Genomic DNA, 23248 nt, shown 5'->3' with positions numbered 1-23248 from the left:
TGACCGCCCGGCGAATGCGATGCCCGCCGTCTTATGTTTTCGTGATAGTCGTTTTGCCCGTCCGTCCGTCGCCACGTCGAGCGCGCGAGGACAGCCAATTGCATGACAGCGAGGTTACAGGGTGGCTACAGCCGGTCAACCGCTTCGCTACTAACCTGATTATATGGACATATAGCCTGAAGATATGGGACGCCGAAACGATCGGAAGGCGGATGCGGATAGCTTGCAGTTATAGGGGGCGGCCTGCTTGCTATGGGATGGTGGCACCGGGCTGCGATAGGGTCGGGTTTCGTTGTTTTCGTTTCTTTTTGCGGAGGACCTGTTGATCGAGCGCCGTGCGTTTCTGCTGGCTTCGGCGGCGCTTGTCGCGATGCCGGAAAGCCTGTTGGCGAAACCGATCGTCAAGGGTGGCAAGGCGCGTACCGTCACCCTGTCTGGCGCGCGGGCGCCGATCGAGGTGATCGAAGACGAATTGGGCGTGCCGCATGTCCGCGCCGCCTCGCGGCACGACGCCTTTTTCGGGCAGGGCTATCTGGTCGCCCGCGATCGCCTGTTCCAGATCGACATGGAGCATCGCCGCGACATGGGACGCATGGCGGAGGCTTTCGGCCCGCGCTTCGTCGCCGCCGACCGCGCGGCGCGGCTCTTCCTCTATCGCGGCGATATCGACGCCGAGCTGGCGGCGTTGCCCGCCGATGTGCTCGAATGCGCGCGCGGCTATGTCGCCGGCGTCAATGCGCGGATCGACGAGTTGGCGGCCGATCCGGCTGGGCTGCCGCTTGAATATGGCCTTCTCGGAATCAGCCCGCTGCGCTGGGAAATCGGCGATCTGGTGCGGGGGCGCGGCATCGGCATGGGCGATGCCGACGACGAGGTGCGCCGCGCGCAGCTTCAGGCGCGCGGGCTGCTCGACGCCGACCAGTTGATGGCGCCGCTGCGCCCTGCCTGGTCCTTCACGGTTCCCGAAGGCCTCGACGCCGCAGCGGTGAGCGATGCCGACCTTGGGCTGCTCGATCCCGCCAACCGGCCGGCGGGCTTCGAGCCGCTGCAGGAGGCGCGGCTCGACCCCGAAACGCGCTGGGCCGACCGCTTTGCGCTGGGCAGCAACGCCTGGACGATCGCGTCGTCGCGCAGCGCCACGGGACGGCCGATCCTCGCCAATGATCCGCACCTCGGCATCGGGCGCGCCAGCCCGCGCCACATGTGTCACCTGACCGCGCCGGGGCTCGACGTCATCGGTGCGGGTGCGCCGGGACTGCCCGGGATCATGCAGGGGCATACCGACCGCTTCGCCTTTGGCCGCACCAATTTCCACATCGATCAGACCGACCTCTTCATCCTGCGGACCAAGGAGGGCGACCCCGGCCGATATTGGCACAAGGGGGCGTGGAAGGCGTTCGAGACGTTCGAGGACGAGATTGCGATCAAGGACGCCCCGACCGAGCGCGTGACGTCGCGTTATGCCGCAGGGCGGCCGATCGTGTCGCAAGATGCGGCGCGGAACCGTGCGGTGGCCTTTGCCACGACCAGCATGTTGCCCGGCGCCAACATGCGCTTTGCCATCATCGCGATCAATCTGGCGAAGGATTGGTCGTCGCTGCGGGAGGCGTTCAAGCTCCACGTCTCGCCGACCAATTTCCATTATGCCGATGTCGACGGCAACACCGGTTGGCAGACGATCGGCTTTGTCCCGCGCCGACCGAAGCATGACGGCCTGTTGCCGGCGCCCGGCGACGGCGATTTCGACTGGACGGGCATCTTGCCGGTCGAGGATATGCCGCATGTCTATAACCCGCGCCAGGGCTGGTTCGCGTCGGCGAACCAGATGAATATCCCGGCGGGCTATCCCTATCGCGAGCGGATCATCAGCTTCGGCTGGAGCGACCCCTTCCGCTATGACCGGATTGTCGAAGTGCTGGGCGGGCAGCCGAAGCACCGGATCGAGGACAGCATCGCGCTCCAGCATGACGTCCAGTCGCTGCCCGCGCGCGCCTTGCTGAAGCTGCTTCCGGCCAATCCTTCGGCCGAGGCCGCCGAGGCCGTAGCGCTGCTCCGGCGTTGGGATTGCGGGATCGCGGCCGACAGCGCCGCCGCGCTGCTCTATGAAATGGTGATGCCGGCGCTGTCGACGGCCTTTTACGACCGGATCGTTCCCGTCGCGGCGCGCGACCTGATCCCCTCGGTCAACCTCGCCGAAATGCTGCGCCTCCTCGCGGTGCCCGACAAGCGTCTCGGGGACGATCCCGGTGCCGCGCGCGATGCGCTGATCGACGGCGCGCTGGTCGCGGGGTGGAGGAAGGCGGTCGAAGTCGGCGGACCCGATCCCGCCGGCTGGCAGTGGGGCGACCTCCACCGCGTGTCGATCGAACATCCGCTCGCGGCCTCGAACCGGGCGATCGCGGGCGCCTTTCCGAAGATCGAAGGCGGCCGCTCGGGCGGCGACGGGACGACGCCGATGGCGCGCGGCTTCAATGCCAGGCGCAGCTTCAACGTGTCGCATGGCGCCAGCTATCTGTTTGTCGCCGACGTTGGCGCGTGGGACAACAGCCGCTTCCTGCTGCTGCCGGGCCAGTCGGCCGACCCGCGCTCGCCGCGTTACCGCGATTTCTATCCGCTGTGGCTCGCCGGGGCGATGCAGCCTTTGTGGTTCAGCAAAGCGGCCGTGGACCGCCACGCCGCCGCGCGGATGACCCTGACCCCGCGCTAAAGCGCCTCGGCGACCGCGACGAGCGCGCGATCGACCGCAGCGGTGGCCTGGCTGTCGGTGTCCTCGGGCATGTCGTTCGCCAGCGCCGAGAAGATCAGCGTCCGGCCGCTGCGGGTGACGAGATAGCCCGACACGGCGCGCGAGGCGTTGAGCGATCCGGTCTTGGCGAATAATTTTCCTTCGAGGATCGTGCCCTTGAAGCGATTCTCCAACGTGCCGTCGCGCCCGGCGATGGGCAGCGTGTCGCGCCACGCCGCGCCCCAGGGCTGGCGCGCGATCCAGCTGAGCAGGCCGACCGCGCCGCGCGGGGTGATGCGGTTATAGCTCGACATGCCCGACCCGTCGGCGAAGAAATAGCTGGTCGCGGGGAGGCCTGCTTCGCCCATGACCTTGCGCATCACCGCCTGACCGTCGGCGATCGAGCCGCTGCCCGCCGCGCGCGACACGCGGCGCAGCATCAGTTCGGTGTGGAGATTCTGGCTCTCCTTGTTGATCCGGATCATATTCTCGGCGAGCGACGGCGCGGGCAGTTCGGCGAGCATCGCGGGCTCGGCGGGCAGCGCCGCCGGTGCGTCCTTGCGCGTCTTGGGATCGTCGGCGGGGGTCAGCGGCCGGTGGCGTGCCGCGATGTCGCCATCGACGCGAACGCCGCGCGCGCGCAGCAACTCGCCCATCCGCCAGGCGGCATAATGCGCCGGGTCGTCGATGCCATAGCGCAGCGTCATCGGCGGCGCCTCGGTCCCGATGGTGCCGGTCAGATACAGGATGCGGCTGTTCGGCATACGAAACGCCTCGACCGTCTCTTCCTTGCCCGCGACGGTGAGAACCCGGTTTTGAATCTCGTAATAGCCCGGCGCCGCCACGCTCGCGACGGCGTCCTTCGTTCCCGGCGCGACCTTGACCACCAACTCATTGTCGTCGAGCGTCAGCGCCGAAATGCCGGTGCCGTAACGCGACTGGATATTGTTCCAGCTCATCCCCGGGCTCCAGCGTTCGTCGGGGAACCAGCTGTCGTCGCCGACGATATGGCGGACGTGACGCGTCTTTGCGGCGACCGCATCGGCGAGCGTCTGCAGGCAATCGGTCTTGCAGTCGTCGGCGCTCGACAGCAGCGCGTCGCCGCGGCCATGCAGGACGACATCGGCAGCACCATCGGCGCCCGTTTCAAGCCGTACGCCCGTGCCCTTTGCGGTCTGCTGGAGCAGGGGCAGTTCGGCATAGGCGATGGCGGTCGTGAACATCTTGGTGTTCGACGCCGGAATGAAGCGCTGGTCGGGGGCGATCGACACCAGTATCTCGCCGTCGAGCGTCGTGATCAGCAGGCCGAACCGCGTTCCCGTCGGCCCCTCGGCCAATTTCTGCTCGACCGTGGCCAGCAACGGTGTTGCCGCCGGGCTGACCGCCGTCTGGGAATGGGCCGGCGCAAGGGTCAATAGCAGCGCGGCAAAGGCCGGGGCCAAATATCGGATCGATGTTTTCATAAGCTTGTCTGTTCGTCCCATGCTGCAATGACCCGGTCGCCCACAGCAGGGCGCAGGGCGGCGATGCCGCTGTCGGCGTGACGGGTCGGGTGGACCCGGTTGGTGAGGAGCGCCCAGGCGAGGCCGCGCTCGAAATCGATCCATAATCCGGTGCCGGTGAAACCGGTGTGGCCGATGGTCTCGGCCGAACAGGCGTCGCCGCCGTGCCAGCCGGCGAAGGCGCGTTCCCAGCCGCAGGTCCGGTGGCGTTCGTTCGCGGTGCGGACCTCGGCCATCATCGCGGGCGACAGGATTTCGCCGCGCAGCATGGCGCGGGCGAACCCGAGCACGCCGTCGACGGTGCCGAACAGCCCGGCATGGCCCGGGGCGCCGCCGAGCGCATAGGCGTTTTCGTCGTGGACCTCGCCTTTCATCACGCGCCCGCGCCAGCTGCAATATTCGGTGGCGACCGCCGGGCCGGGCGGCGGGCCGAAGCTCAGCCCCTCGCCGAGCGGCCAGTCCGTCAGCGGCGCGCCGGTGATGCGCTCGATCGCGATGCCCAGCAGGATGAAATTAATGTCCGAATAGACGGGCGGCCCGTGGCGCCATTCGCGCTGCAGGATGAAGGCGTGCAGCCGCGCCGGGTCGTCGCCATAGGTATAGATCGGCTCGACCGCAGGCAGGAAGCTGCGATGCATCAGGCAGTCGCGAAAGGTCAGCCGCCGCTCGGCGGCGTTCGCGACATCATATTGGCGCAGATCGGGGATTGCGTCGGTCAGCGGCCGGTCGAGATCGAGGCCGCCCTGTTCGGCGAGCGTCAGGATGATCGTCGTCGTCGCGATGACCTTGCTCAGCGAGGCGAGGTCGAACCAATGGTCGCGGGTCAGCGCTTCGCGCTCGGGAACGAGCGCGGCCATGCCTGCGAAGCGCACGGCGCTCCGGCCTTCGGCATCGACGACGCCGAGCGCCGCTGCGGGGATACGGCCGCTTTCGACCGCTTCCAGCGCCGGGACAAAGCCGGCTGCGCAAATCGCCTCGACCGTCATGTTGCCACACGCCCTTTCACGCGAACGATGATCGGCAACAGGAAGATCGCGGCGAAGCTCAGCGCCCCCGACAGCAGGAAGAAACCGTCATAACCGATCTGCGTCTGCATCGACCCCGATGCACCCGCGAGCAGGCGCGGCAACAGGAAGGCGAAGCCCGAGAGCAGCGCATATTGTGCCGCCGGATGGGCCGGGCTGACCAGCATCGACAGATAGATCACGAACACCGCGCCGGCGAAACCATTGCCGAACTGGTCGATCGCCACCGAGGTATAGAGGATGAAGGACGATGGCTCGCTGTGCCACAGCCAGACATAGATCCAGTTGCCGAGCGCGGCGGTCACCGCACCGATGCCCAGCGTCCAGCCGAGCGGCAGCCGCGTCGACAGATAGCCGCCGAGCGCGACCCCCGCCATGCTCGCCGACAGCGCGACGACGCCGTCGGCGAAACCGATCTGGTCGAGGCTGTAGCCCGCCTCGTTCCACAGCGGGTGCGACAGGGTGAGCGTCAGCACGTCGCCCATGCGATAGAGCGAGACGAAGGCGAGCACCGCGAGCACCGCATAGCCATAGCGCCAGAAGATCTCGACATAGGGGGCGGCAAAACCTGATTTGCCCGCGAGCGCGTCTGCGCTGAGGCGATTGATACGAGGGAGCGCGAGTGCGAGCAGGGCGAAGGGGAGCAGGGCGACCGCGAGGACGACCGGGGTGACATTGGTCTTGGCCGAGATGCCCACGCTTTCGGCCGCCGACAGGAGCAGCCAGCCGGCCGCAGCCGTGACGAGCGCGGCGGCGAGCAGGATGAGCAGGCTCGCGCCCGTGCCGGCGAGCAGCGCCCGCACGCGGCCGGTCGCGCCTTCGCGTTCGGGGCGCATCGCGGCGAGGATCGGGAAGGGCGCAAAGGCCGCGACCGCGATCACCAGATAGGCGATCGTCCAGTCGGCCCGCGCCGCGACAAGGATCGCGCCGCTGCCCGCCGCGACCATCGCGCTGCGATAACCCCACAGGTTCGCCGCGACGATCGGCGCCTGTTCGGCCTGTGTCGGGGCGAGCTCGATGCGCCAGCCGTCGGCGGCGACCTCCAATGTCGTGGTCCAGAAAGCGAGCAGGACTGCGAACAAGGCGGTCAGCGGCAGGCTTTTGTCGTTCGAGGTGAAGGCCATGGCGACCATCGCGGTGAAGATGCCGAGCTGCGACAACATGATCCACCCGCGCCGTCGCCCCCAGAAGCGCGCGAAGCCCGGCACGTCATAGCGCTCGACCAGCGGCGCCCAGGCGAATTTGAAGGTCGGCAGCAGCGCGATCCAGGCGAAAAAACCGATGACGACGATATCGACGCCGTGCTTCGACAGGCGCAGCGTGAGCACCGCGTTGAACATGTAAAAGGGCAGGCCGGCGGCAAAGCCGAGCAGCAGGTAAAGGCCGAACAGGCGGCGCGGCGACGGCCTTGCCGGGGCGTGGCGTTCCTCGATGAGGCCGTCGGCCGCAAGTGTCGCCGTCATGGCGTGGACTTTGCGTCAGCGGGCGGCGGTGTCTCGTCCGCCTTCTCCCAACGCGCGACGACGCTGGTGACGGTCAGGTTGGCGCTCGCGCTCGCCACGGTGCGCGTCATGTCGAGCAGGCGGTCAAAGGGCAGGACGAAGCCGACGACGAGCGCGGTCTGTTCGGGCGACACGCCGACCGCCGAAAGCACGGCGGCGAGCATGAACAGCGAGGCCGAAGGGATCGGCGCGGTGCCGAAGGCGGCCAGCGCGCCGGTGAGCAGGACGACGGCGAGCATCTGGAGGTCGGGCTCGACCCCCACCGCCTGCAGCGCGAAGATGCTGAGCAGGCCGACGTACATGGCGGTGCCGTCCTTGCCGATGCTGGCGCCGATGGGCAGCACGGTCGATGCGATACCGGGAGCGATCCGCAGGTCGTCGTGCGCGATGCGCAGCGCGACGGGCAGGGTGGCGGCCGACGATGCGGTCGAGAAAGCGACCGCGAGGGCATCGACGATCGTGCGATAGAAGGCCAGCACCGGCCGCCGCGCGACGAGGGCGATCAGCGGCACATGGACGAGCAGGATTTGCAGGATCACCCCGGCCGCGACCCCGACCGCGAGCCAGCCGATGTTGGCGAAGACCGCGACGCCGTTATCGGCGACCGCCTTGGCGATCAGCGCCAGCACGCCGAAGGGGGTGACCTCCATGACGATCCGCACCAGCTGGAACAGCACCTGTCCCGCCGATTGCAACAGGTCCGCCATTGGGCGTCCCTTTTCGCTGGCGAGGATGACGCCGAAGCCGAACAGCATGGAAAAGAAGATGATCGCCAGCATGTCGCCTTCGACCAGCGCCTGGACGATGTTGACCGGGACGATGCCGATCAGCTGATCGTGCAGCGACTTGGGTTCGCCGAGCGCATGGGGGACGGCGCCAGCCAGCGCCGCGCCCTTGCCGGGTTCGAGCAGCAGGCCGACGATGATGCCGATCGACACGGCAAAAAAGGTCGTTGCCGCGAACAGGCCGACGGTGCGCGCGCCGACCGAGCCCAGCTTGCGCGGGTCGGCGAGCGCGGTGACCCCCGATGCGATGCTGATGAAGACGATCGGGACGACGAGCATCCGGATCAACCGGACGAAAAGTTCGCCGACGAAGGCGATCGCGTCGGTCGCGGCGGGCCAGGCGAGCCCCAGCACCACGCCGATCGCGAGCGCGGCGAGCACCCTTTGCCACAGCGGCACCGCGACCCAGCGGCGAAGCAGTCCCGTCATTCGCCCCTGTGCCCCGATCCTGTCAAATGCCACCCCAGAAGCCGGGCCGCGGCGGCGACATGATGCCGTGCGCCGCGCTGACCCCGCCCGCGCGATCCTCGGCAAGCCAGAGCGGTCCGTCAAGGTCGGCGAAGCTGCTGGTCGCCGCGATCGCCCAGGCCGGCGCGATCGACAGCGACGAACAGATCATGCAGCCCGTCATCACATCGAGCCCGCGCGCGCGCGCCGCCTGCGCCAGATCGAGCGCGGCGGTCAGGCCGCCGGTCTTGTCGAGCTTGATGTTCACGACGCCATAGCCGTCGGGCAGCATGTCGAGATCCGCCGCCACATGCACCGCTTCATCGGCGGCAATCGGGATCGCGGAGTGGAAGCCGACGAGGTCGCGATCGGCGTCGGCGGGCAGCGGCTGTTCGAGCAGGTCGATGCGGAGGTCGGTCAGCAGGTCTTGCAGGCCCTGCACCTCGGCGATGGTCCAGCTTTCATTGGGGTCGACGATCATCCGCGGCTTCGGCGCCGCAGCGCGGACGGCGGAGATTTGTGCGGCGGGATCGCTGCGGTCGACCTTGACCTTGAGCAGCGGCGCATCGGCGAGCGCGGCGGCCGCCGCCGCCATGCGATCGGGCGTGTCGAGGCTGACCGTCATCGCGGTGACGATCGGGCGCAGCGGCTTTTCGAGGCCCAGCGCGGTCGCAATGTCGCTTCCGGCGAGGCGCAGTTCGAGGTCCCAGAGTGCGCAATCGACCGCGTTGCGCGCGGCCCCGGCGGGCATCAGTGCGAGCAGTTCATGCCGTCCGGCGCCTTGCTCGATCGCGCCGCGCGCCGCCTGTATCGCGAGCATCGTGCTTTCGGCATTTTCGCCATAGCGGGGATAGGGGACGCATTCGCCGCGCCCGGCCACGCCATCCTGCGCGAGCGTGACCGTCACCACCTGCGCGGCCGTCTTCACGCCGCGCGAAATGCGAAACGGCGTGTGCAGCGGCAGGATTTCGTCGCGAACCGTCAGCGTGCGTTGCATGGCCCGAGCGTCAGGCGGTTTGGGCGACGCTGGTCGCGGCGACCTCGGTTTCAAGCAGCCGGTCGAGGATCGTCTCGACCCCGAAGCGATAGGGATCGCTCGTCGGCAGCCCGAATTCGGCCTCGGTCGCGGCGCACAGCGCCTTCGCTTCGTCTTCGGCCATCGCGGACGTGTTGAGCGCAATGCCCACCACCCGCACATCGGCGTTGGTCAGTCGCGCGGCGTTCAGATTGGCCTCCAGCGTCTGGGCGATGCCGGGCAGCGGATAATGCGGCAGCCCGCGCATGTGCGGGCGCACCGGGTCGTGACAGAGCACCAGTGCGTCGGGCTGCGCGCCATGGAGCAGCCCCGTCGATACGCCGGCGAACGAGGGGTGATAGAGCGAACCCTGGCCCTCGATCAGGTCCCAGCCGTCATCGCTGCGTGCGGGCGAAACCTGTTCGATCGCGCCCGAGATGAAGTCGGCGACCACGGCGTCGAGCGGAACGCCGTCGCCTGCGATCAAGATGCCCGTCTGCCCGGTCGCACGGAAATCGGCCGCCACGCCACGTTTTTCGAGCGCGCTTGCGAGGCACAGCGTCGTGTACATCTTGCCCACCGAACAATCGGTGCCGACGGTCAACAGCCGTTTGCCCGCGCGCTTCTTGCCATTGCCGATCGGAATGTCGGGTCGCGGGTCGCGCACATCGTGGAGCTTGCGGCCGAGCCGTGCCGCCGCCTCGATCAGGCGCGGTTCGGCGTTCAGCCGGTGGTGCAGCCCGGACGCGATGTCGAGCCCCGCCGCCATCGCGGCCAGCGCATCGACGATCAGGTCCTCGCCCAGCTTGCCGCCCGCATTGGCAATGCCCAGCACCAGCGTGCGCGCGCCGGCGACGTGCGCCGCCGCGAAATCCATGCGGGGCAGGCCCAGGGTCAGCGGGCTATCGTCGTGGCGAAATTCGCCGATACAGATGTCCGGCCGGAACACGGCGAGCCCGCGCGAGGTCTTGATGTCGGCGGGGTCGCTCGCATGACCGAGATAGAGAAGATAGGGTGTTTCGATCATGGCTCCGGGTGACCTGCATGAAAAGGAAGGCTCAATATTATCCTCACCGGCCCTGCGGCCCCAATATCTAGCGCCTTCCATCCTATAGCTTGATGCTATAGTTCCTCGATCACCGTCGTCAGCACTTCGAGGAAGGCCGACGCCGTTCGCGACGGCGGGCGGTTCTGCAAATAGACGGCATTGATGTCGAAGGTGATCGCCGGCTGCAAGGGGCGGCTCGCCAGCCCCGGGGGCAGCGCGGCGTGCGCGGTGAAATTGTCGACGATCGCCATGCCGACGCCGGCGCCGACCAGCGCCGCCGCGACATAATAGGTGCGCGCCGAAACCACCTCGTCGAGCACGACCTCGAGGCGATGGAGTTCGCTCGACAACATCCGCCCGATCGGGCCGCTCTGCGCCGGGCTGATGAACTTGTGCCCGCACAGTTCGTCGAGACGCAGGCGCGGCGGTGCGCCGGGCAGATCCTCCTCGCGATAGATGACCACCAGCTCGCCTTCGCCGATCACCTGGTGTGCGACGGGGGCCGACAGCGGGACTTCGAAACTGATCGCGATGTCGGTTTCATGCTCATAGAGTTTGCGCACCATTTCATCATGGTGAAGCGTCTGGAGATCGAACATGATATCCTCATGCTCGCCCAGAAACCGGGATACGGCGGCGGGGATCGCGCCCAGGCCGAGCGAGGGAAGCGCGGAAATGCGGAGCAGTCCGCCGCGCCCGTAGCGCAGATTCTGGCACGCCTGCCGCAACGACCGCACCCGGTCCTGAATATCGGATACCTCGGCGAACAGCGTATGCGCGTCCTGCGTCGGGATCAGGCGCCCCTTCGACCGTTCGAACAGCGTCAGGCCGATCGAGCGTTCGGCATGACGCAGCACTTTTGTGACCGACGGCTGCGACACGTTCAGCGACCGGGCGGCGGCGCTGACCGTGCCATGCAGGAAGACCGCGTGAAATATCTCGATCTGACGCAGATTCATCCGGTTGTCGCCTCGCAGCCGCGGTCGAGATTCGCAGCCGCTCCACCCTCTATGCCATTGGGTTATAGGGGGTGCAACAACACTCGCTGGACGCGGTGCGGCAGTGCACGACATGCTCGTTGCCTGAACGGCCGTCGGCTTATGTCGAGAACGGTTGCCGTCCCGTCGCTGGAAGGATCACGCCGATGCCGTCGCCCGCTTCGCCTTCCGCTAGCCGGACGATCGCTTTGTTCCCGGTCGCGGCGGCGCTTGTCGCCGGGGGATTGTGGGCGGCGGGATCGGCGGCGCCGCCGATGGAGACCGTCGATGTCATCATCCGCGGCGGCACGATCTATGACGGCGGCGAAGGCGAACCCTTTGTCAGCGATGTCGCGATCCGCGGCGACCGGATCGTCCATGTCGGCGCGACTGGCGGCTATGCGGCGCCGCAGGTCATCGACGCCAAGGGCCTGATCGTCGCGCCCGGCTTTATCGATCCGCATACCCATGCCGACAGCTTTATCCGCTCGCCCCACAAGGCCGTGCGCGTCAACGCGGCCTGGCTGACCCAGGGGGTGAGCACGGTGATGATCGGGGTCGACGGGTCGGGCACGCCCGATGTCGCGGCCGACGCGACCGAGCTGGCAGAATCCGGGATCGGCACCAATGTCGCGCTGTTCGTCGGCTTCGGCGCGGTACGCCGGCGCGTGCTCGGTCCGGATGCGCGCGCGCCGGACGCCGCCGAGCTCGGGAAGATGAAGGCGCTGGTCGCAAGCGGCATGTGCGAAGGCGCGCTCGGGCTTTCGACGGGGCTCTTCTATGCCCCGCAGAGCTTTGCCAAGAGTGATGAAGTCGTTGCAGTGGCGCGCGAAGCGGCGGTCCGCGGCGGCCTCTACGACACCCACCAGCGCGACGAATCGAGCTACAGCATCGGCCTGCTCGCCTCGGTGGAGGAAGCGATCGATATCGGGCGACAGGCGGGCATGCCCGTTCACTTCGCCCATTTGAAGGCGCTTGGCGTCGATGTGCACGGACAGGCGGGGGCGGTCATCGCCGCGATCGACGCGGCCCGCGCGGCGGGGGTCGAGGTGACCGCCGACCAATATCCCTGGCTCGCGTCGGGGTCGAGCCTCGACGCGGCGCTGCTGCCGCGCTGGGCGGTCGATGGCGGCGGGGCGGCGTTGCTGAAGCGGCTCGACGATCCCGCCACGCTGTCCCGTATCCGCGACGAGATGCAGGACAATCTGCGCCGACGCGGCGGGGCGGCTTCGCTGCTGCTGATCGATCAGCGCGTTCCCTGGACCGGGCAGACGCTGGAGCAGGTCGCCGAGGCATGGAAGATCGACAGCCGCGACGCCGCGCTGCATATCATCCGCCAAAGTATCAAAAGCGGGCGAGACGGCACGTCGGTCGCCTCGTTCAACATGGCGCAGGCCGATGTCGACCTGTTGATGCAGCAGCCGTGGATGGTCACCGCGTCCGACGGATCGGACGGCCACCCGCGCATGTTCGCGACCTTCCCCGAAAAATATGCGCGCTATGTCCGCGAGCGGCACGTCATCGATTTGCCGACCTTCATCCGCCAATCGACCGGGCGCACCGCCGACATCTATAAGCTCGACCGGCGCGGCTATCTGCGCGCCGGTTTTTTCGCCGATGTGCTGGTCTTCGATCCCGACCATTATGCGCCGCGCGCCGATTATATGCATCCGCGCGAACTGAGCGTCGGCGTCACGAAGCTGTTCGTCAACGGCGCCCTGGCTGTCGATGGCGGCCGGGCGACGGGCGCAGCGGCCGGTCGCGCCCTGCTGCGTGCGCGTCCGGCGGGTTGTCCCGGCTAGCTTTGAGCGGTTGGCGCGGGGCCTCGTCGATGGGGCGCCATCAGCACCTGTTCCTGGACGCCCTCGGTCGCTAGCGAAGGGTCAGGATGTCGTAGTGTCGCCCGAACCCGTATCGCGTGAAGCGCGTGAAGCCCCGCGCGCGCAGTCGCGCCTCGATCGCCGCCGCATCGGTCCAGCGGGTATCGACCTCATAAAAGATCGCGGCCATGCGATCGCGATGCGCCGACGCCATCAGCGCCTCGACCACGGTTTCTTCATGCCCTTCGACGTCGATCTTGACGATCAGGGGCTCGGCGCCCTCGATCAGCGTATCGACGCCCGCGATCCCGAGGATGCGGATATCCTCGCCGTCCGCCGCACCGGCGCCGCGCAGGCTGGCGACGCCGCTATGGGCGGTGTTCGTCGCAATTCGGGCCATCCCCGAATGGAGCGACACCGCGGCATGGACCGGCCGGATCGTCGCCGCCGCGCCGTTCAGCGCGATATTGTCGCGCAGCAGCGCAAAGGTGGCCGCGACCGGCTCGAACGCCACGGCGGTCGCGCAATGCGGGTTGCGGGCGGCGAGCAGGCTGTAGAGGCCCTGGTTCGCCCCGATATCGACAAAGGTGAAGGGTTTGTCCTGCGCCGCAATATAGCCCGACAGCGCTCGGCCATAGATGGCATAGCGGCAATATTGGAACGTCCGGTCGCGCCAGTTCGCGCGCATCCGCACGCCGTAGCGCGAGGTGACGACCGGCTCCGACCGCGCCAGCGGCAGCGCGGCGAGCAGATGCACCCAGGATTTGTGCAAATTCTTCCGGACGCCATAGTCGAGGAAGCTGGCAAGCGGGGAGGGGCCGATGATGCTCATTGCCGCGCCATGAAATCGAGGATCGCCTCGGCGGCGCGTTCGGACGAGGGGCGCTCCTGCAGATCGAAGCTGTAGCGGAAGAGATATTCCTGCCGTTCCCGCATCGACCGCGTCAGGCGCGGGGGCTCGGCAAAGGCCGCTTCGAACTCTTCGAACCCGTCGAGAACCGCGCCGCCGCGCCAGTGCGCGAAATCGGGATTGCCCTGCCATGCATGGCCGTTCGGATTGAGAAAAAAACAGGGGCGCGGTCGCCGGATGAACTCATAGACCTGGCTGCTCGCATCACCCAGATAGATGTCGGCGGCGTCGGTATAGCTCATGTCGAGGCAAGCCGGGCTGCCGGTATCGATCAGCATATGGTCCTGCTCATAGTCGCCGGGCTGCGGGCGGCGATTCCAGCCGAGGGCGAAGGGCGACAGCGAGGCGGTGATGCGTTTTTTGAACAGCATCACATGCGGCGCGAAGATCAGATTATACCGGTCGCTTTTCGCAAACCAGTCGAGGATCTGCGGCCCCATCCGGTACCAGGACGACAATGCCGGCGAGGGGTGCGGGTTATAGAGGACGGTCGGCCGATCTTTCGGAAACAGGCGCGGGCGCTTGGGCGGCGCCATGTCGAACTTGGGATAGCCGACGATCGCATGGCCATCATCCTTCAGCAGATCGGCCTCCGCCAGCCGGTCGCGGACCTTCTCGCCCGACAAGAGCACGAGGTCGAACTGGCCGCTGGCCTTGTCGAACCCGATCGCCCGATCGCCCGCACCGTGCCGGGTGTGGACGAGCTTTAGCGACTGGAGCCCGAAGACCGACTTCAGCATCAACGAGGTTTTCTCGGGCACCACCAGCGCGTCGAGCTTGCGGAAACGGTCGAGGTTGCGGTGGAGCGTCGAGACGATGTCGGCGGGAATCGCGTGCCCGCTCGCGCGGTTCGCGGCCCGCGCCAATCGGGACGGCGGGCGCAGGCGGACGATCTCGGGCGCCGGACCGGGCGTCGCGGCGGCCAAGCGGCGAACCTCGCCCTCGCAGCCTTCGGACACGAGGACGCTGACTTTCGCGTTGGTGCCGCGGCGGAGCAGGGCCAGCGCGACGGGCAGCGCGTGCGCCACCTGATGTCCGCCATGATGGTTGAAGAGAAAACCGATGTGCATCGTGGTCACCGGCGCCAGTCCAGCACCGGCCAGCCGCGCGCCGCAGCGATCGCGCGCAGCTTGGGCGACGGATTTACCGCAACCGCCTCGTCGGCCAGTTCGAACATCGGCACGTCGGAGGCATGATCCGAATAGAAGCGGATATGCGACGCCTCGCGGGCGATGTCGGCGCGATCCAGAAACGCCTCGACCATCGAACGTTTGTCGGCGCCATAGCAATTGGCCGAGACGATCGCGGGGGTCAGGTGGCCGCGCTGCCAGCTCGACGCGGTTGCCACGACATCGCCGATGCCGAGCCGGCGCGCCAGCGCGGCGGTGTAGAAATGCGGCGCGGCGGTGGCGAGGACGATCCGCCGGCCCGCCTCGCGTTCGGCCGCGATCAGCGCCATCCCCTCGGCATAGAGCCCGCGCGCGACCAGATGCCGCGCAAACCGGTCGGCGAGCCGCGCCGCTTCGCGCTCGGGCAGCGCGCCGCCCAGCGCCACCCAATGCATCGCCTGTTTCATCCGGCAGCGCGGGATCAGCTTCAGCGCATAGAGCAGCGCCGCCGGCATCAGCAGCGGGAGAAGAAGCAGGCGCCACGGCGCGCGGTCGCGCACCGCGAACCACAGGAAGGGGGTGTAGGTCGGCAGGATGGTCAGCGTGCGGTCGAGGTCGAATATCGACAGCCGCGCACGCTGCGGCCGGGGGGCGGGAGCCGCCACCATCGTCTGCCGTCGTACCTGTGCCATCGCCTGCTCCTTCGGCGAGTGGCACTGACAGCGCGTCCTGACGCGGCGATGGGGCCTTCATTTGATTTTCGACATGTTCGCCCGCCGGGTGGCGGTTTCGCCCGGCAGCCGGTAACGCAGACGCGATGCACATCCTGGTGATCGAGGACGATGCCCGCGTCGCGGCGCATATCGGCAAGGGCCTGAAGGCGGCGGGGCATCTTGTCGTCGTCGAGGACGACGGGCGCAAGGGGCTGCTACGCGCGGCGTCGGAGAGCTTCGACCTGATCCTCGTCGACCGGATGCTGCCGCATATCGACGGGCTCACGATCGTCCAGACGATCCGCGCCACGGGCGATACGACGCCGGTGCTGTTCCTCAGCGCGCTGGGCGAGGTCGATGAACGGGTTGCGGGGCTGCGCGCCGGCGGCGACGATTATCTGACCAAGCCCTTCGCCATGTCCGAGCTGCTGGCGCGGATCGACGTACTCGGCCGACGCGGTCCGGCGATCGTCGCCGAGACGAAGCTCAGTGTCGGCGACCTCGACATCGACCTGCTCGGCCAGCAGGTGCGGCGGCAGGGGCGGTCGATCGATCTGACCGCGCGCGAATTTCGCATCCTTGCCTATCTGGCGCGCAACGAAGGCCGGGTGGTCACGCGATCGATGCTGCTCGAGCATGTCTGGGATTATCATTTCGACCCGCAGACCAACATCATCGACCAGCATGTCAGCCGCCTGCGGCAAAAGGTCGATCGCGGCCATGACGTACCGCTGATCCACACCATACGCGGCACCGGTTATGTGATGCGGGCGGGCGGTTGAGCATGCGGCCGCCCCGCCGCCTGTGGCGCAGCCTGACGGTGCGGCTGGCGCTGGTCTATGTCGCGCTCTTCCTCACCTCGACCGCCGCGATGTTCGGCGCAGCCTATTGGTTCGGGGTTTATCGGCCCATGCTGGCGGAAGCGGCCACGGTCCAGCACGAGGCGGGATCGCTGGCGGCCCTCGATCGCGACAGCGGGCGCGCCGCCCTTGTTCGCGCGCTCAAGCTTCGCGAACGAAGCGTGCACCGACGGGCGTTCCACGCTTTGTCGCTTCCGGATGGACGCGTGCAGACGGCCAATCTGCCGAGCTGGCCCGATGCGGCCATCTCCGACTGGCAACTGCTCGACGCCGACGTGTCTTTCCTTGGCACCGAACAGGATTACACCGCGCTGTCGGTCGAGCGGCGCCTAGACGACGGATCGCGTCTGATCGTCGGCCGCGATGTCGAGGATATCGACGACCGCGACGAGATATTCTCGGTCGCCGCGGCCTGGCTGATCCTGTTCGCCGCCGCGCTCGCGATCGGCGGCAGCCTGGCGATGGGCCGTGCGGTCGGGCGCCGGATCGATGCCGTGTCGCAGACCGCGCGCCGCGTCATGGCGGGCAGCCTGACCGAGCGTATCCCGCTGCGCGGCACCGGTGACGATTTCGACGAACTGGGCGAAACGCTCAACCGCATGCTGGGGAGGATCGAAGAGGCGGTCGAAGGCGTGCGCCGCGTATCGGACAATATCGCCCACGAACTGCGCACCCCGCTCGCCCGCCTGCATGCCGATCTCGACGACCTGCGCAACAGCGAGGATGAAGGCGAGCGACAGCGGCTTGCCGAACAGGCCTCGGCGGAGGCGGTCCGGTTGCAGTCGATCTTCGACGCGCTGCTCCGCATCGCCCGGATCGAGAGCGGCCGGCACCTTGCGGGCTTCAGGACCGTCGATCTCTCCACCCTGCTCGCCGACGCGATCGAATTTCATTTGCCCGATGCCGAGGCGCGCGGCCAGCAGATCGAAGGGCAGATCGCCCCCGGACTGACGCTCGAGGCCGATCCGAACCTGCTGTTCCAGGCGGTGTCGAACCTCCTCGACAATGCGATCAAATATGGCGGCGCCGGCACGGCGATCCGGGTGACCGCATTGCGGACGGCGGCGGGGGTCTCGATCGCGATATCCGACACGGGTCCGGGCATCGCGGAGCCCTATCGCGAAAAGGTCATCGAGCGATTCTTCCGCCTGCCCGATACGCAGGGCGAACAGGGAACAGGCCTGGGGCTCGCACTGGTCAGCGCGATCGTCTCGCTCCACAAAGGCAGGTTGCACATCGGAGACGCCGAACCGGGGACCCGTATCAGCCTGGTATTTGGGGGCGCGACAGGGGACTGACGATGCCGGGCGCTCCGGTTCCATGGCTTGCGACTTCCACTGCTTTCGTGGCGGCGACCGCGAGTTCGGTAATATCCCGCGCCAGACGATCGACGGCTTTGACGTCGGCATCCCACGCGAACATGAAGCGGGCGCTGCCGCCGATGAAGGTATAGAAGCGCCAGCCGCGGTCCTTGAGCGCGTCGATGAACCCGTCCGGGGTGTCGAGGAACACCGCATTGGCTTGAACCGGGAAGGCGAGGCGGATGCCCGGAACCCCCTCGATCGCCGCCGCCAGCCGGTTCGCACAACGGTTGGCATGTTCGGCGTTGCGGAGCCAGGCTCCGCTCTCGAACAGGCCGATCCATGGCGCCGCCAGGAAGCGCATCTTGGAGGCGAGCTGGCCCGCCTGTTTGCAACGATAGTCGAAGTCGGTCGCAAGGGCGGTATCGAAAAAGACGATCGCTTCGCCCGCTGCCATGCCGTTCTTGGTGCCGCCAAAGCACAAGACGTCCACTCCCGCGCGCCAGGTCACATCGGCCGGCGAGCAGCCGAGCGTCGCGCAGGCGTGCGCGAAGCGCGCGCCGTCCATGTGCAGTTTCAGGCCGAGGTCGCGGCATGTCGCCGAGATCGCCTGGATTTCCGCGATCGAATAGACCTGCCCCGTCTCGGTGGGCTGGGTGATCGTCACCACGCGCGGCTTGGGGAAATGAATGTCCGACCGGCTCGTCGCGAGGGTGCGGATCGCATCGGGCGTCAGTTTGCCGTCCGGCGAAGGCGCGACGAGCAGCTTCGAACCGTTGGAGAAGAATTCGGGCGCGCCGCACTCATCGGTTTCGACATGCGACGAGGATGAGCAGATCACGCTGTGATAGGATTGGCAAAGCGCGGCGAGGGCGAGCGAATTGGCCGCCGTGCCGTTGAAGGCGAAGAAGACTTCGCATCGCGTGTCGAACAGCGTCCGAAACGCATCGGCCGCGCGCTGCGTCCAGATGTCGTCGCCATAGGCGGGCGCCGATGCGTCGTTCGCGGTCTCCATCGCGGCCCACACCTCGGGGCAGATGCCGGCATAATTGTCGCTCGCGAATTGTTGCGGCTTGTCGGTCATGGCGAGGTCCTTCTGGTCATTGCCCATTGCCCCAGGGGTGGGGCGTGCAATCCACCTGTCCGGCCCGATAAGTGGCGGCTGGGTGGCAATCGGATGCGAGGAAGATCGGCCCGTCGAGATCGACGATCGCGCAATATTGGCCGAGCAGGAAAGCCGGCGCCATCGCCAGCGAACTGCCCAGCATATTGCCGACCATCACGTCGAGCCCGCGCCGCTGCGCGCGCTGGGCGAGGCGCAGTCCCGCCGTCAGGCCGCCGCATTTGTCGAGCTTGATGTTGACGGCCTGATTCAGGTGGGCGAGCCGGTCGAGGTCGTCACCGGTCTGGATGCTCTCGTCCGCCGCGACGGGAACCGGTGAGGCCAGATCGGCCAGCGCCGCATCGGCGCCCACTGCAAAAGGCTGCTCAAGCAGCTTGACCCCGGCCGCTTCGAGCGCCGGCATCAGCTCCGCCAGTGTCGTCGGCGTCAGGCTGCGATTGGCGTCGACGCCGAGCCAGACATCGGGGCGCGCGGCGCGTATGGCAGCGATCCGCTCCCCGTCATCGGCGTCGCCGCTGAGCTTGACCTTGATCGCGCGCGCGTACGCATGACGAACCGCCGCCGCCGCCATGATGTCGGGCGCCGCATTGCCGATAGTATAGGTGGTCAGCAGCGGTTCGGGCGGCGCCATGCCGAGCAATTGCCACACCGGTGTGCCAAGGCGCCGTGCCTGCAGATCCCAGAGCGCGCAGTCGAAGGCGTTGCGCGCGCCGCCGGGCGGGAAGAGCGACGGGAGGCGGTCATGGTCGACGCCCTCGGCAACCGTCGAAGCGGCATCCGCCAGCGTCGCCGCGATGCCCGACGGCCTGTCGCCCAGATAGAAGACTCCCGCCGCTTCCGCCTGTCCCATGCAGCCATCGGCTTCGAGCCGGAGGATGACGGTTTCGACATCGGCGAAGACATGGTCCGCGATGCGAAAGGGTTCGGCGAGCGGGAGCCGGACGATTTCGACGTCGATGCGCGGCGCGCAGGGCTCGAGCTGCGCGAGCGCCTGGTCGAGATTGAGCGAATCGGGGCGCGTCGTTGTGGACATGTCGCCCGGCTAATCTTGTGCAATTTTCCTGTCTATGATTTTTAATGACAAAAAACTAACATGAAGATGTCGTCACGACGACATGCGCGGGCGCGGTGGCTGGTGACCGGCATAGCCGGTGAAGGTCTGGTGAAGGCGGGTGAGCTTTTCGAGCCGCACTTCGACCCGCCGGCCGATCTGTTTGATCACGCTGTTCACCATCAGGTTCACCGCGCAGACGAGTGCGACGGGCGAACTCCAGAACATCCCCGTCTGGGTCGGCACCGCCAGCACATGCGGGGTGAAGCGCGGCGCCCAGTCGCAGAAGAGGTCGGTGAGGACGATCAGCGGGATGCCCTGTTGGCTGGCCTGTTCGGCGATCAGATAGGATTGGCGCGAATAGCGGCGAATGTCGATGACGACGAGGCACCGGTCCTCCTCGTCATCGGCCGCGAACACGTCGGCATAATTGCCCGCGCTCAGGTCGACGAGCCGAACCCCGTCGCGCATGAATTGCAGATGGTTCGCGAGCAGCATCGCGATCCCGCGCTCGGTCTGGAACCCGGCGATCTGGACGATGCGCGATTTGGCGAGCAGGTCGACGGCGGCGGCGAATTGCGGAGTTTCGGCGAGGCGGTGGACCGCGAGCAGCGATTTCATCTCGCGCTGCATCGACCCGTCGGTTTCGTCGGGAAGGCCCGGCGTATCGACGAACGTCTGCAACTGCTCGCCGACCAGCCAGGGAAACCCCTCTTCGCTGCTGCCCTTCAGTTCATTCTTCATCGCCTTGAAATTGCGATAGCCGAGCTTGCGGGCAAAGCGGCCGATCGTGATCTCGCTGACCCCGGCTTTTTCCGCCAGCGTCATGGCCGTCTCGAACGCCAGCGTTGCATAATGGCCCAGAATATAGGCCGCGATCGCGCGATCGGCGGCGGAATAGGTCTCCAGGTCGGCCTGCAGCCGCTGGAGCAACGGAACATTGGGGATCGCGGGCGCTTCCGCCGCGTCCGCGTCATTCGGCGGTCCCGGCTCATGCTTGTCGGACATATCCGCTCCTCCGTTCCATGCGTGAAAAATGTCAGAAATATCGTCAAAACTATCAATTGACAGAAATATGTCAATGGGACTTAATTCGGGTGAATTTGGAGCGCGCGACAGCGCAGGCGACCCGCGAGGGTCCATTATGATTGATCCAAGGGGGTATGTGATGATGACGAACCGACAGGCCATTGATCCCAGCTATCGGCATAAGCGGGGTGCTTTCCCGGCGCTATGCGCCGGGACCGCCTTTGCCACCGCCTTGCTATCGGTCCCCGCCTATGCCCAGAATGCCGACGAAAGCGCCGAGGGCGAGGCGATCGTCGTCAGCGGCTATCGCTACCTCAGCGAAGACACCAGCGGCACGACCGGGCTTCCGGTGCCGATCGAGAAAGTGCCGCAGTCGATCAGCCTGATCAGCGAGGATTTTCTGGACGCCACCGACGTGCGCTCGCTGGGCGATGTCGCGCAATATACCCCGGGCGCCCTGTTCGACGGCAATCCCGGGGGAACCTCGTCGATCGTCAAGCTTCGCGGCTTTGCCGCCGGCAATGCGATCGACGGGCTGAACGTCGGGGCGCTCGATTTCGAGCCCGATTTCGCAACGATCGAACGGCTGGAAATCGTCAAGGGGCCGACCTCGGTGGTCTATGGCGCCGCCAATCCGGGCGGCATCATCAATCAGGTGACCAAGGGCGCCGACGCGGGCACGCCGTCGCATATCGAGCTGCTTGGCGGATCGTGGGACCGCTGGCGCGTCGAGGGCCAGGTCGCGAGCGGGCTCGACGCCGCCGGAACGGTTCATGTGATCGGCATCGCCGCGCATGAGGAGGCGGGCAGTTTCATGCAGCGCGTCAATTCGGCCAAGACCGTGCTCTACGCCGGCATCGACGCCGACCTGTCGCCCGGCCTCAGCGCCTATCTCCACGGCGGTTATGAACGTTATCGGCGCACCTCGTTCGACGGCATTCCCACGTTGCCCGACGGATCGCCGGCGCCGGTCGGCCGCTCCTTCTTCATCGGATCGGGCGATTTCGAGCTGGTGACGCCGGTCGCGCGGGTGAACGGCGGGCTGGACTGGGAGGCGTCGGACGCGCTGTCGGTCAGCCTGAAGGTCAACTATTTGCGGTCGAACACGACCGGCGAAAGCGGCTTTGGCTTCGGTCTTGAGGACAATGGCGATTTCTTCCTTGCGGTCAACAACATCACGAAGAGCGTCACCAAAGCGTTCAGCGCCGGGCTGTCGACCGTATACAAGCTCGACGATGTCGGGCTGACCGACAGCTTCATCACCGTTGCCGCCAATTATCAGCATTATGACACGAAACAGGCCGGTACGATCCCCGACATGCCGCAGGGCGATGTCGCCAATATCTTCGACGGCGTCGATGCGATCGAGGCCTTGTTCAACACGCGAACCTACCCCGGCATCTTCGATTACAGCCTGAACCGCCGTCTCCGCTATTTCACCCTGTCGAGCCAGGCGAGCATCAAGGTCGCCGAACCGCTGACCCTGCTCGGTGGCATCAGCTGGGCCAAGCCCGATGTCAGCAAACAGTCGGGCGCGGGGCCGTGGCAGGATTTCAGCGGCGACAGCCAGACCAGCCTGCGCCTCGCGGCGACGCTCGAGCCGATCGCCGGGCTCAACCTTTATGCGTCGTACAGCGAATCCTTTCAGCCGCAGCTGTTCATCGACGCGGCCGGCGACGTCCTGCCGCCGCTGTCGGGCGAGCAATATGAGGTCGGGGTGAAATATGTATCGCCCGACCGGCGGCTTCTGCTCACCGGTGCGATCTTCGACGTCCGGCAAGCGAACCAGGCGCGGTACGACCAGACCATCGACCTGATCGACCGCTACGTCCCGGTGGGCAAGGTCCGGCATCGCGGGCTCGAGCTGCAAGCGGTCGGCGAGATCGTGAAGGGCTGGCAGGTCAACGCGGGCCTCGCCATTCTCGATCCGACGATCCGCAAGGACGATGATGCGACCCTGATCGGCAAGACCGTCACCTTCCTGCCGAAAAGCACGGCGAGCCTCTACACAAGCTATGCGTTCGGTGGCGGCGCCTTCGTCGGCGGCGGCGTCCGCTATGTCGACTCGGTCAAGACCGACATCGACCGGACGACCCGCGATCTGCCATCCTATGTCCTGGCGGACGCGTCGGCGGGCTATGACTTCGATCGCTTCCGGGTGCAGGTCAACGTCAAGAACATCTTCGACAAACATTATTTCGTGAACAATTATCAGACCTTGTTCTACGGCAATGTCGTCGGCGAACCGCGGAGCGTGACGGTCTCGCTCCGCGCCAATTTCTGACCTTGGGCCAGGCGTGGTGGAC

Annotated in this window: 18 protein-coding genes; 5 read left to right on the top strand and 13 right to left on the bottom strand. The window is 66.9% G+C overall.

Translation table 11 applies throughout. The features are described from left to right. Positions 1–322 precede the first annotated feature (322 nt). Positions 323–2707, top strand: a complete 2385-nt coding sequence (locus tag ACREB7_RS13070; protein ID WP_431592711.1) for a penicillin acylase family protein — start codon at positions 323–325, stop codon at positions 2705–2707. On the opposite strand, the gene dacB is transcribed toward ACREB7_RS13070, so the two are convergent. The 7 genes from dacB to ACREB7_RS13035 all read right to left on the bottom strand — a co-directional run bounded on the left by dacB (position 2704) and on the right by ACREB7_RS13035 (position 11008). Continuing rightward, positions 2704–4188 (bottom strand): D-alanyl-D-alanine carboxypeptidase/D-alanyl-D-alanine endopeptidase, encoded by a 1485-nt coding sequence (dacB, locus tag ACREB7_RS13065; protein WP_431592710.1) that lies wholly within the window; start codon positions 4186–4188, stop codon positions 2704–2706. The genes ACREB7_RS13070 and dacB overlap by 4 nt on opposite strands. Next, positions 4185–5213 (bottom strand): serine hydrolase domain-containing protein, encoded by a 1029-nt coding sequence (locus tag ACREB7_RS13060; protein WP_431592709.1) that lies wholly within the window; start codon positions 5211–5213, stop codon positions 4185–4187. The genes dacB and ACREB7_RS13060 overlap by 4 nt, the downstream gene beginning before the upstream one ends. Further along, positions 5210–6715, bottom strand: coding sequence for a permease (locus ACREB7_RS13055; RefSeq protein ID WP_431592708.1), 1506 nt, complete (start codon positions 6713–6715; stop codon positions 5210–5212). The genes ACREB7_RS13060 and ACREB7_RS13055 overlap by 4 nt, the downstream gene beginning before the upstream one ends. Next, positions 6712–7968: a dicarboxylate/amino acid:cation symporter gene (locus ACREB7_RS13050; RefSeq protein WP_431592707.1), complete on the bottom strand. Its 1257-nt coding sequence runs from the start codon at positions 7966–7968 to the stop codon at positions 6712–6714. The genes ACREB7_RS13055 and ACREB7_RS13050 overlap by 4 nt, the downstream gene beginning before the upstream one ends. Positions 7969–7990: 22 nt before the next feature. After that, positions 7991–8983, bottom strand: a complete 993-nt coding sequence (gene dgcA, locus ACREB7_RS13045; protein ID WP_431592706.1) for an N-acetyl-D-Glu racemase DgcA — start codon at positions 8981–8983, stop codon at positions 7991–7993. A 10-nt stretch (positions 8984–8993) separates the two neighbouring features. Continuing rightward, positions 8994–10028: an N-acetyltransferase DgcN gene (dgcN, locus tag ACREB7_RS13040; protein WP_431592705.1), complete on the bottom strand. Its 1035-nt coding sequence runs from the start codon at positions 10026–10028 to the stop codon at positions 8994–8996. A 95-nt stretch (positions 10029–10123) separates the two neighbouring features. Further along, on the bottom strand, positions 10124–11008 hold the full coding sequence (locus ACREB7_RS13035) for a LysR family transcriptional regulator (RefSeq protein ID WP_431592704.1): 885 nt from the start codon (positions 11006–11008) through the stop codon (positions 10124–10126). A gap of 185 nt (positions 11009–11193) precedes the next feature. On the opposite strand from ACREB7_RS13035, the gene ACREB7_RS13030 reads away from it, so the two are divergent. Next, the gene (locus tag ACREB7_RS13030; protein WP_431592703.1) at positions 11194–12828 is read left to right on the top strand and encodes an N-acyl-D-amino-acid deacylase family protein; all 1635 of its coding nucleotides are present in this window, start codon (positions 11194–11196) and stop codon (positions 12826–12828) included. A gap of 70 nt (positions 12829–12898) precedes the next feature. On the opposite strand, the gene ACREB7_RS13025 is transcribed toward ACREB7_RS13030, so the two are convergent. From ACREB7_RS13025 to ACREB7_RS13015, 3 genes are read right to left on the bottom strand one after another with little or no spacing between them, the layout of a single operon-like run. Next, positions 12899–13678: an FkbM family methyltransferase gene (locus tag ACREB7_RS13025; protein ID WP_431592702.1), complete on the bottom strand. Its 780-nt coding sequence runs from the start codon at positions 13676–13678 to the stop codon at positions 12899–12901. After that, positions 13675–14826, bottom strand: a complete 1152-nt coding sequence (locus ACREB7_RS13020) for a hypothetical protein (protein WP_431592714.1) — start codon at positions 14824–14826, stop codon at positions 13675–13677. The genes ACREB7_RS13025 and ACREB7_RS13020 overlap by 4 nt, the downstream gene beginning before the upstream one ends. A gap of 5 nt (positions 14827–14831) precedes the next feature. Then, complete coding sequence (locus ACREB7_RS13015) at positions 14832–15557, bottom strand: HAD family hydrolase (RefSeq protein ID WP_431592701.1); 726 nt, start codon at positions 15555–15557, stop codon at positions 14832–14834. Between the two features lie 125 nt (positions 15558–15682). On the opposite strand from ACREB7_RS13015, the gene ACREB7_RS13010 reads away from it, so the two are divergent. Then, positions 15683–16360, top strand: coding sequence for a response regulator transcription factor (locus ACREB7_RS13010; RefSeq protein WP_431592700.1), 678 nt, complete (start codon positions 15683–15685; stop codon positions 16358–16360). A 2-nt stretch (positions 16361–16362) separates the two neighbouring features. Next, positions 16363–17736 (top strand): ATP-binding protein, encoded by a 1374-nt coding sequence (locus tag ACREB7_RS13005; RefSeq protein ID WP_431592699.1) that lies wholly within the window; start codon positions 16363–16365, stop codon positions 17734–17736. On the opposite strand, the gene ACREB7_RS13000 is transcribed toward ACREB7_RS13005, so the two are convergent. The 3 genes from ACREB7_RS13000 to ACREB7_RS12990 form a co-directional block, all read right to left on the bottom strand. Then, positions 17702–18823 (bottom strand): threonine aldolase family protein, encoded by a 1122-nt coding sequence (locus ACREB7_RS13000; protein WP_431592698.1) that lies wholly within the window; start codon positions 18821–18823, stop codon positions 17702–17704. The genes ACREB7_RS13005 and ACREB7_RS13000 overlap by 35 nt on opposite strands. A gap of 16 nt (positions 18824–18839) precedes the next feature. Then, positions 18840–19895: a dipeptide epimerase gene (locus ACREB7_RS12995; RefSeq protein WP_431592697.1), complete on the bottom strand. Its 1056-nt coding sequence runs from the start codon at positions 19893–19895 to the stop codon at positions 18840–18842. Positions 19896–19967: 72 nt separating this feature from the next. Next, a complete protein-coding gene (locus ACREB7_RS12990; RefSeq protein ID WP_431592696.1) occupies positions 19968–20921 on the bottom strand; it encodes a MurR/RpiR family transcriptional regulator in 954 nt (317 codons plus the stop codon). 160 nt (positions 20922–21081) lie between these two features. On the opposite strand from ACREB7_RS12990, the gene ACREB7_RS12985 reads away from it, so the two are divergent. Next, the gene (locus ACREB7_RS12985; protein ID WP_431592695.1) at positions 21082–23226 is read left to right on the top strand and encodes a TonB-dependent siderophore receptor; all 2145 of its coding nucleotides are present in this window, start codon (positions 21082–21084) and stop codon (positions 23224–23226) included. Positions 23227–23248 lie beyond the last annotated feature (22 nt).

The organism is Sphingopyxis sp. (assembly GCF_050725615.1).
GTDB lineage: Bacteria > Pseudomonadota > Alphaproteobacteria > Sphingomonadales > Sphingomonadaceae > Sphingopyxis.
Note: the sequence above shows the minus strand (reverse complement) of the source record. Positions and strands in the feature narration are given on the sequence as shown.

What these genes read in the sequence shown, in the direction of transcription:
- dacB (WP_431592710.1), bottom strand. Translation starts at nt 4,188, where the DNA reads ATGAAAACATCGATCCGATATTTGGCCCCGGCCTTTGCCGCGCTGCTA.
- ACREB7_RS13060 (WP_431592709.1), bottom strand. Translation starts at nt 5,213, where the DNA reads ATGACGGTCGAGGCGATTTGCGCAGCCGGCTTTGTCCCGGCGCTGGAA.
- ACREB7_RS13055 (WP_431592708.1), bottom strand. Translation starts at nt 6,715, where the DNA reads ATGACGGCGACACTTGCGGCCGACGGCCTCATCGAGGAACGCCACGCC.
- ACREB7_RS13050 (WP_431592707.1), bottom strand. Translation starts at nt 7,968, where the DNA reads ATGACGGGACTGCTTCGCCGCTGGGTCGCGGTGCCGCTGTGGCAAAGG.
- dgcA (WP_431592706.1), bottom strand. Translation starts at nt 8,983, where the DNA reads ATGCAACGCACGCTGACGGTTCGCGACGAAATCCTGCCGCTGCACACG.
- dgcN (WP_431592705.1), bottom strand. Translation starts at nt 10,028, where the DNA reads ATGATCGAAACACCCTATCTTCTCTATCTCGGTCATGCGAGCGACCCC.
- ACREB7_RS13035 (WP_431592704.1), bottom strand. Translation starts at nt 11,008, where the DNA reads ATGAATCTGCGTCAGATCGAGATATTTCACGCGGTCTTCCTGCATGGC.
- ACREB7_RS13030 (WP_431592703.1), top strand. Translation starts at nt 11,194, where the DNA reads ATGCCGTCGCCCGCTTCGCCTTCCGCTAGCCGGACGATCGCTTTGTTC.
- ACREB7_RS13025 (WP_431592702.1), bottom strand. Translation starts at nt 13,678, where the DNA reads ATGAGCATCATCGGCCCCTCCCCGCTTGCCAGCTTCCTCGACTATGGC.
- ACREB7_RS13020 (WP_431592714.1), bottom strand. Translation starts at nt 14,826, where the DNA reads ATGCACATCGGTTTTCTCTTCAACCATCATGGCGGACATCAGGTGGCG.
- ACREB7_RS13015 (WP_431592701.1), bottom strand. Translation starts at nt 15,557, where the DNA reads ATGGCACAGGTACGACGGCAGACGATGGTGGCGGCTCCCGCCCCCCGG.
- ACREB7_RS13010 (WP_431592700.1), top strand. Translation starts at nt 15,683, where the DNA reads ATGCACATCCTGGTGATCGAGGACGATGCCCGCGTCGCGGCGCATATC.
- ACREB7_RS13005 (WP_431592699.1), top strand. Translation starts at nt 16,363, where the DNA reads ATGCGGCCGCCCCGCCGCCTGTGGCGCAGCCTGACGGTGCGGCTGGCG.
- ACREB7_RS13000 (WP_431592698.1), bottom strand. Translation starts at nt 18,823, where the DNA reads ATGACCGACAAGCCGCAACAATTCGCGAGCGACAATTATGCCGGCATC.
- ACREB7_RS12995 (WP_431592697.1), bottom strand. Translation starts at nt 19,895, where the DNA reads ATGTCCACAACGACGCGCCCCGATTCGCTCAATCTCGACCAGGCGCTC.
- ACREB7_RS12990 (WP_431592696.1), bottom strand. Translation starts at nt 20,921, where the DNA reads ATGTCCGACAAGCATGAGCCGGGACCGCCGAATGACGCGGACGCGGCG.
- ACREB7_RS12985 (WP_431592695.1), top strand. Translation starts at nt 21,082, where the DNA reads ATGATGACGAACCGACAGGCCATTGATCCCAGCTATCGGCATAAGCGG.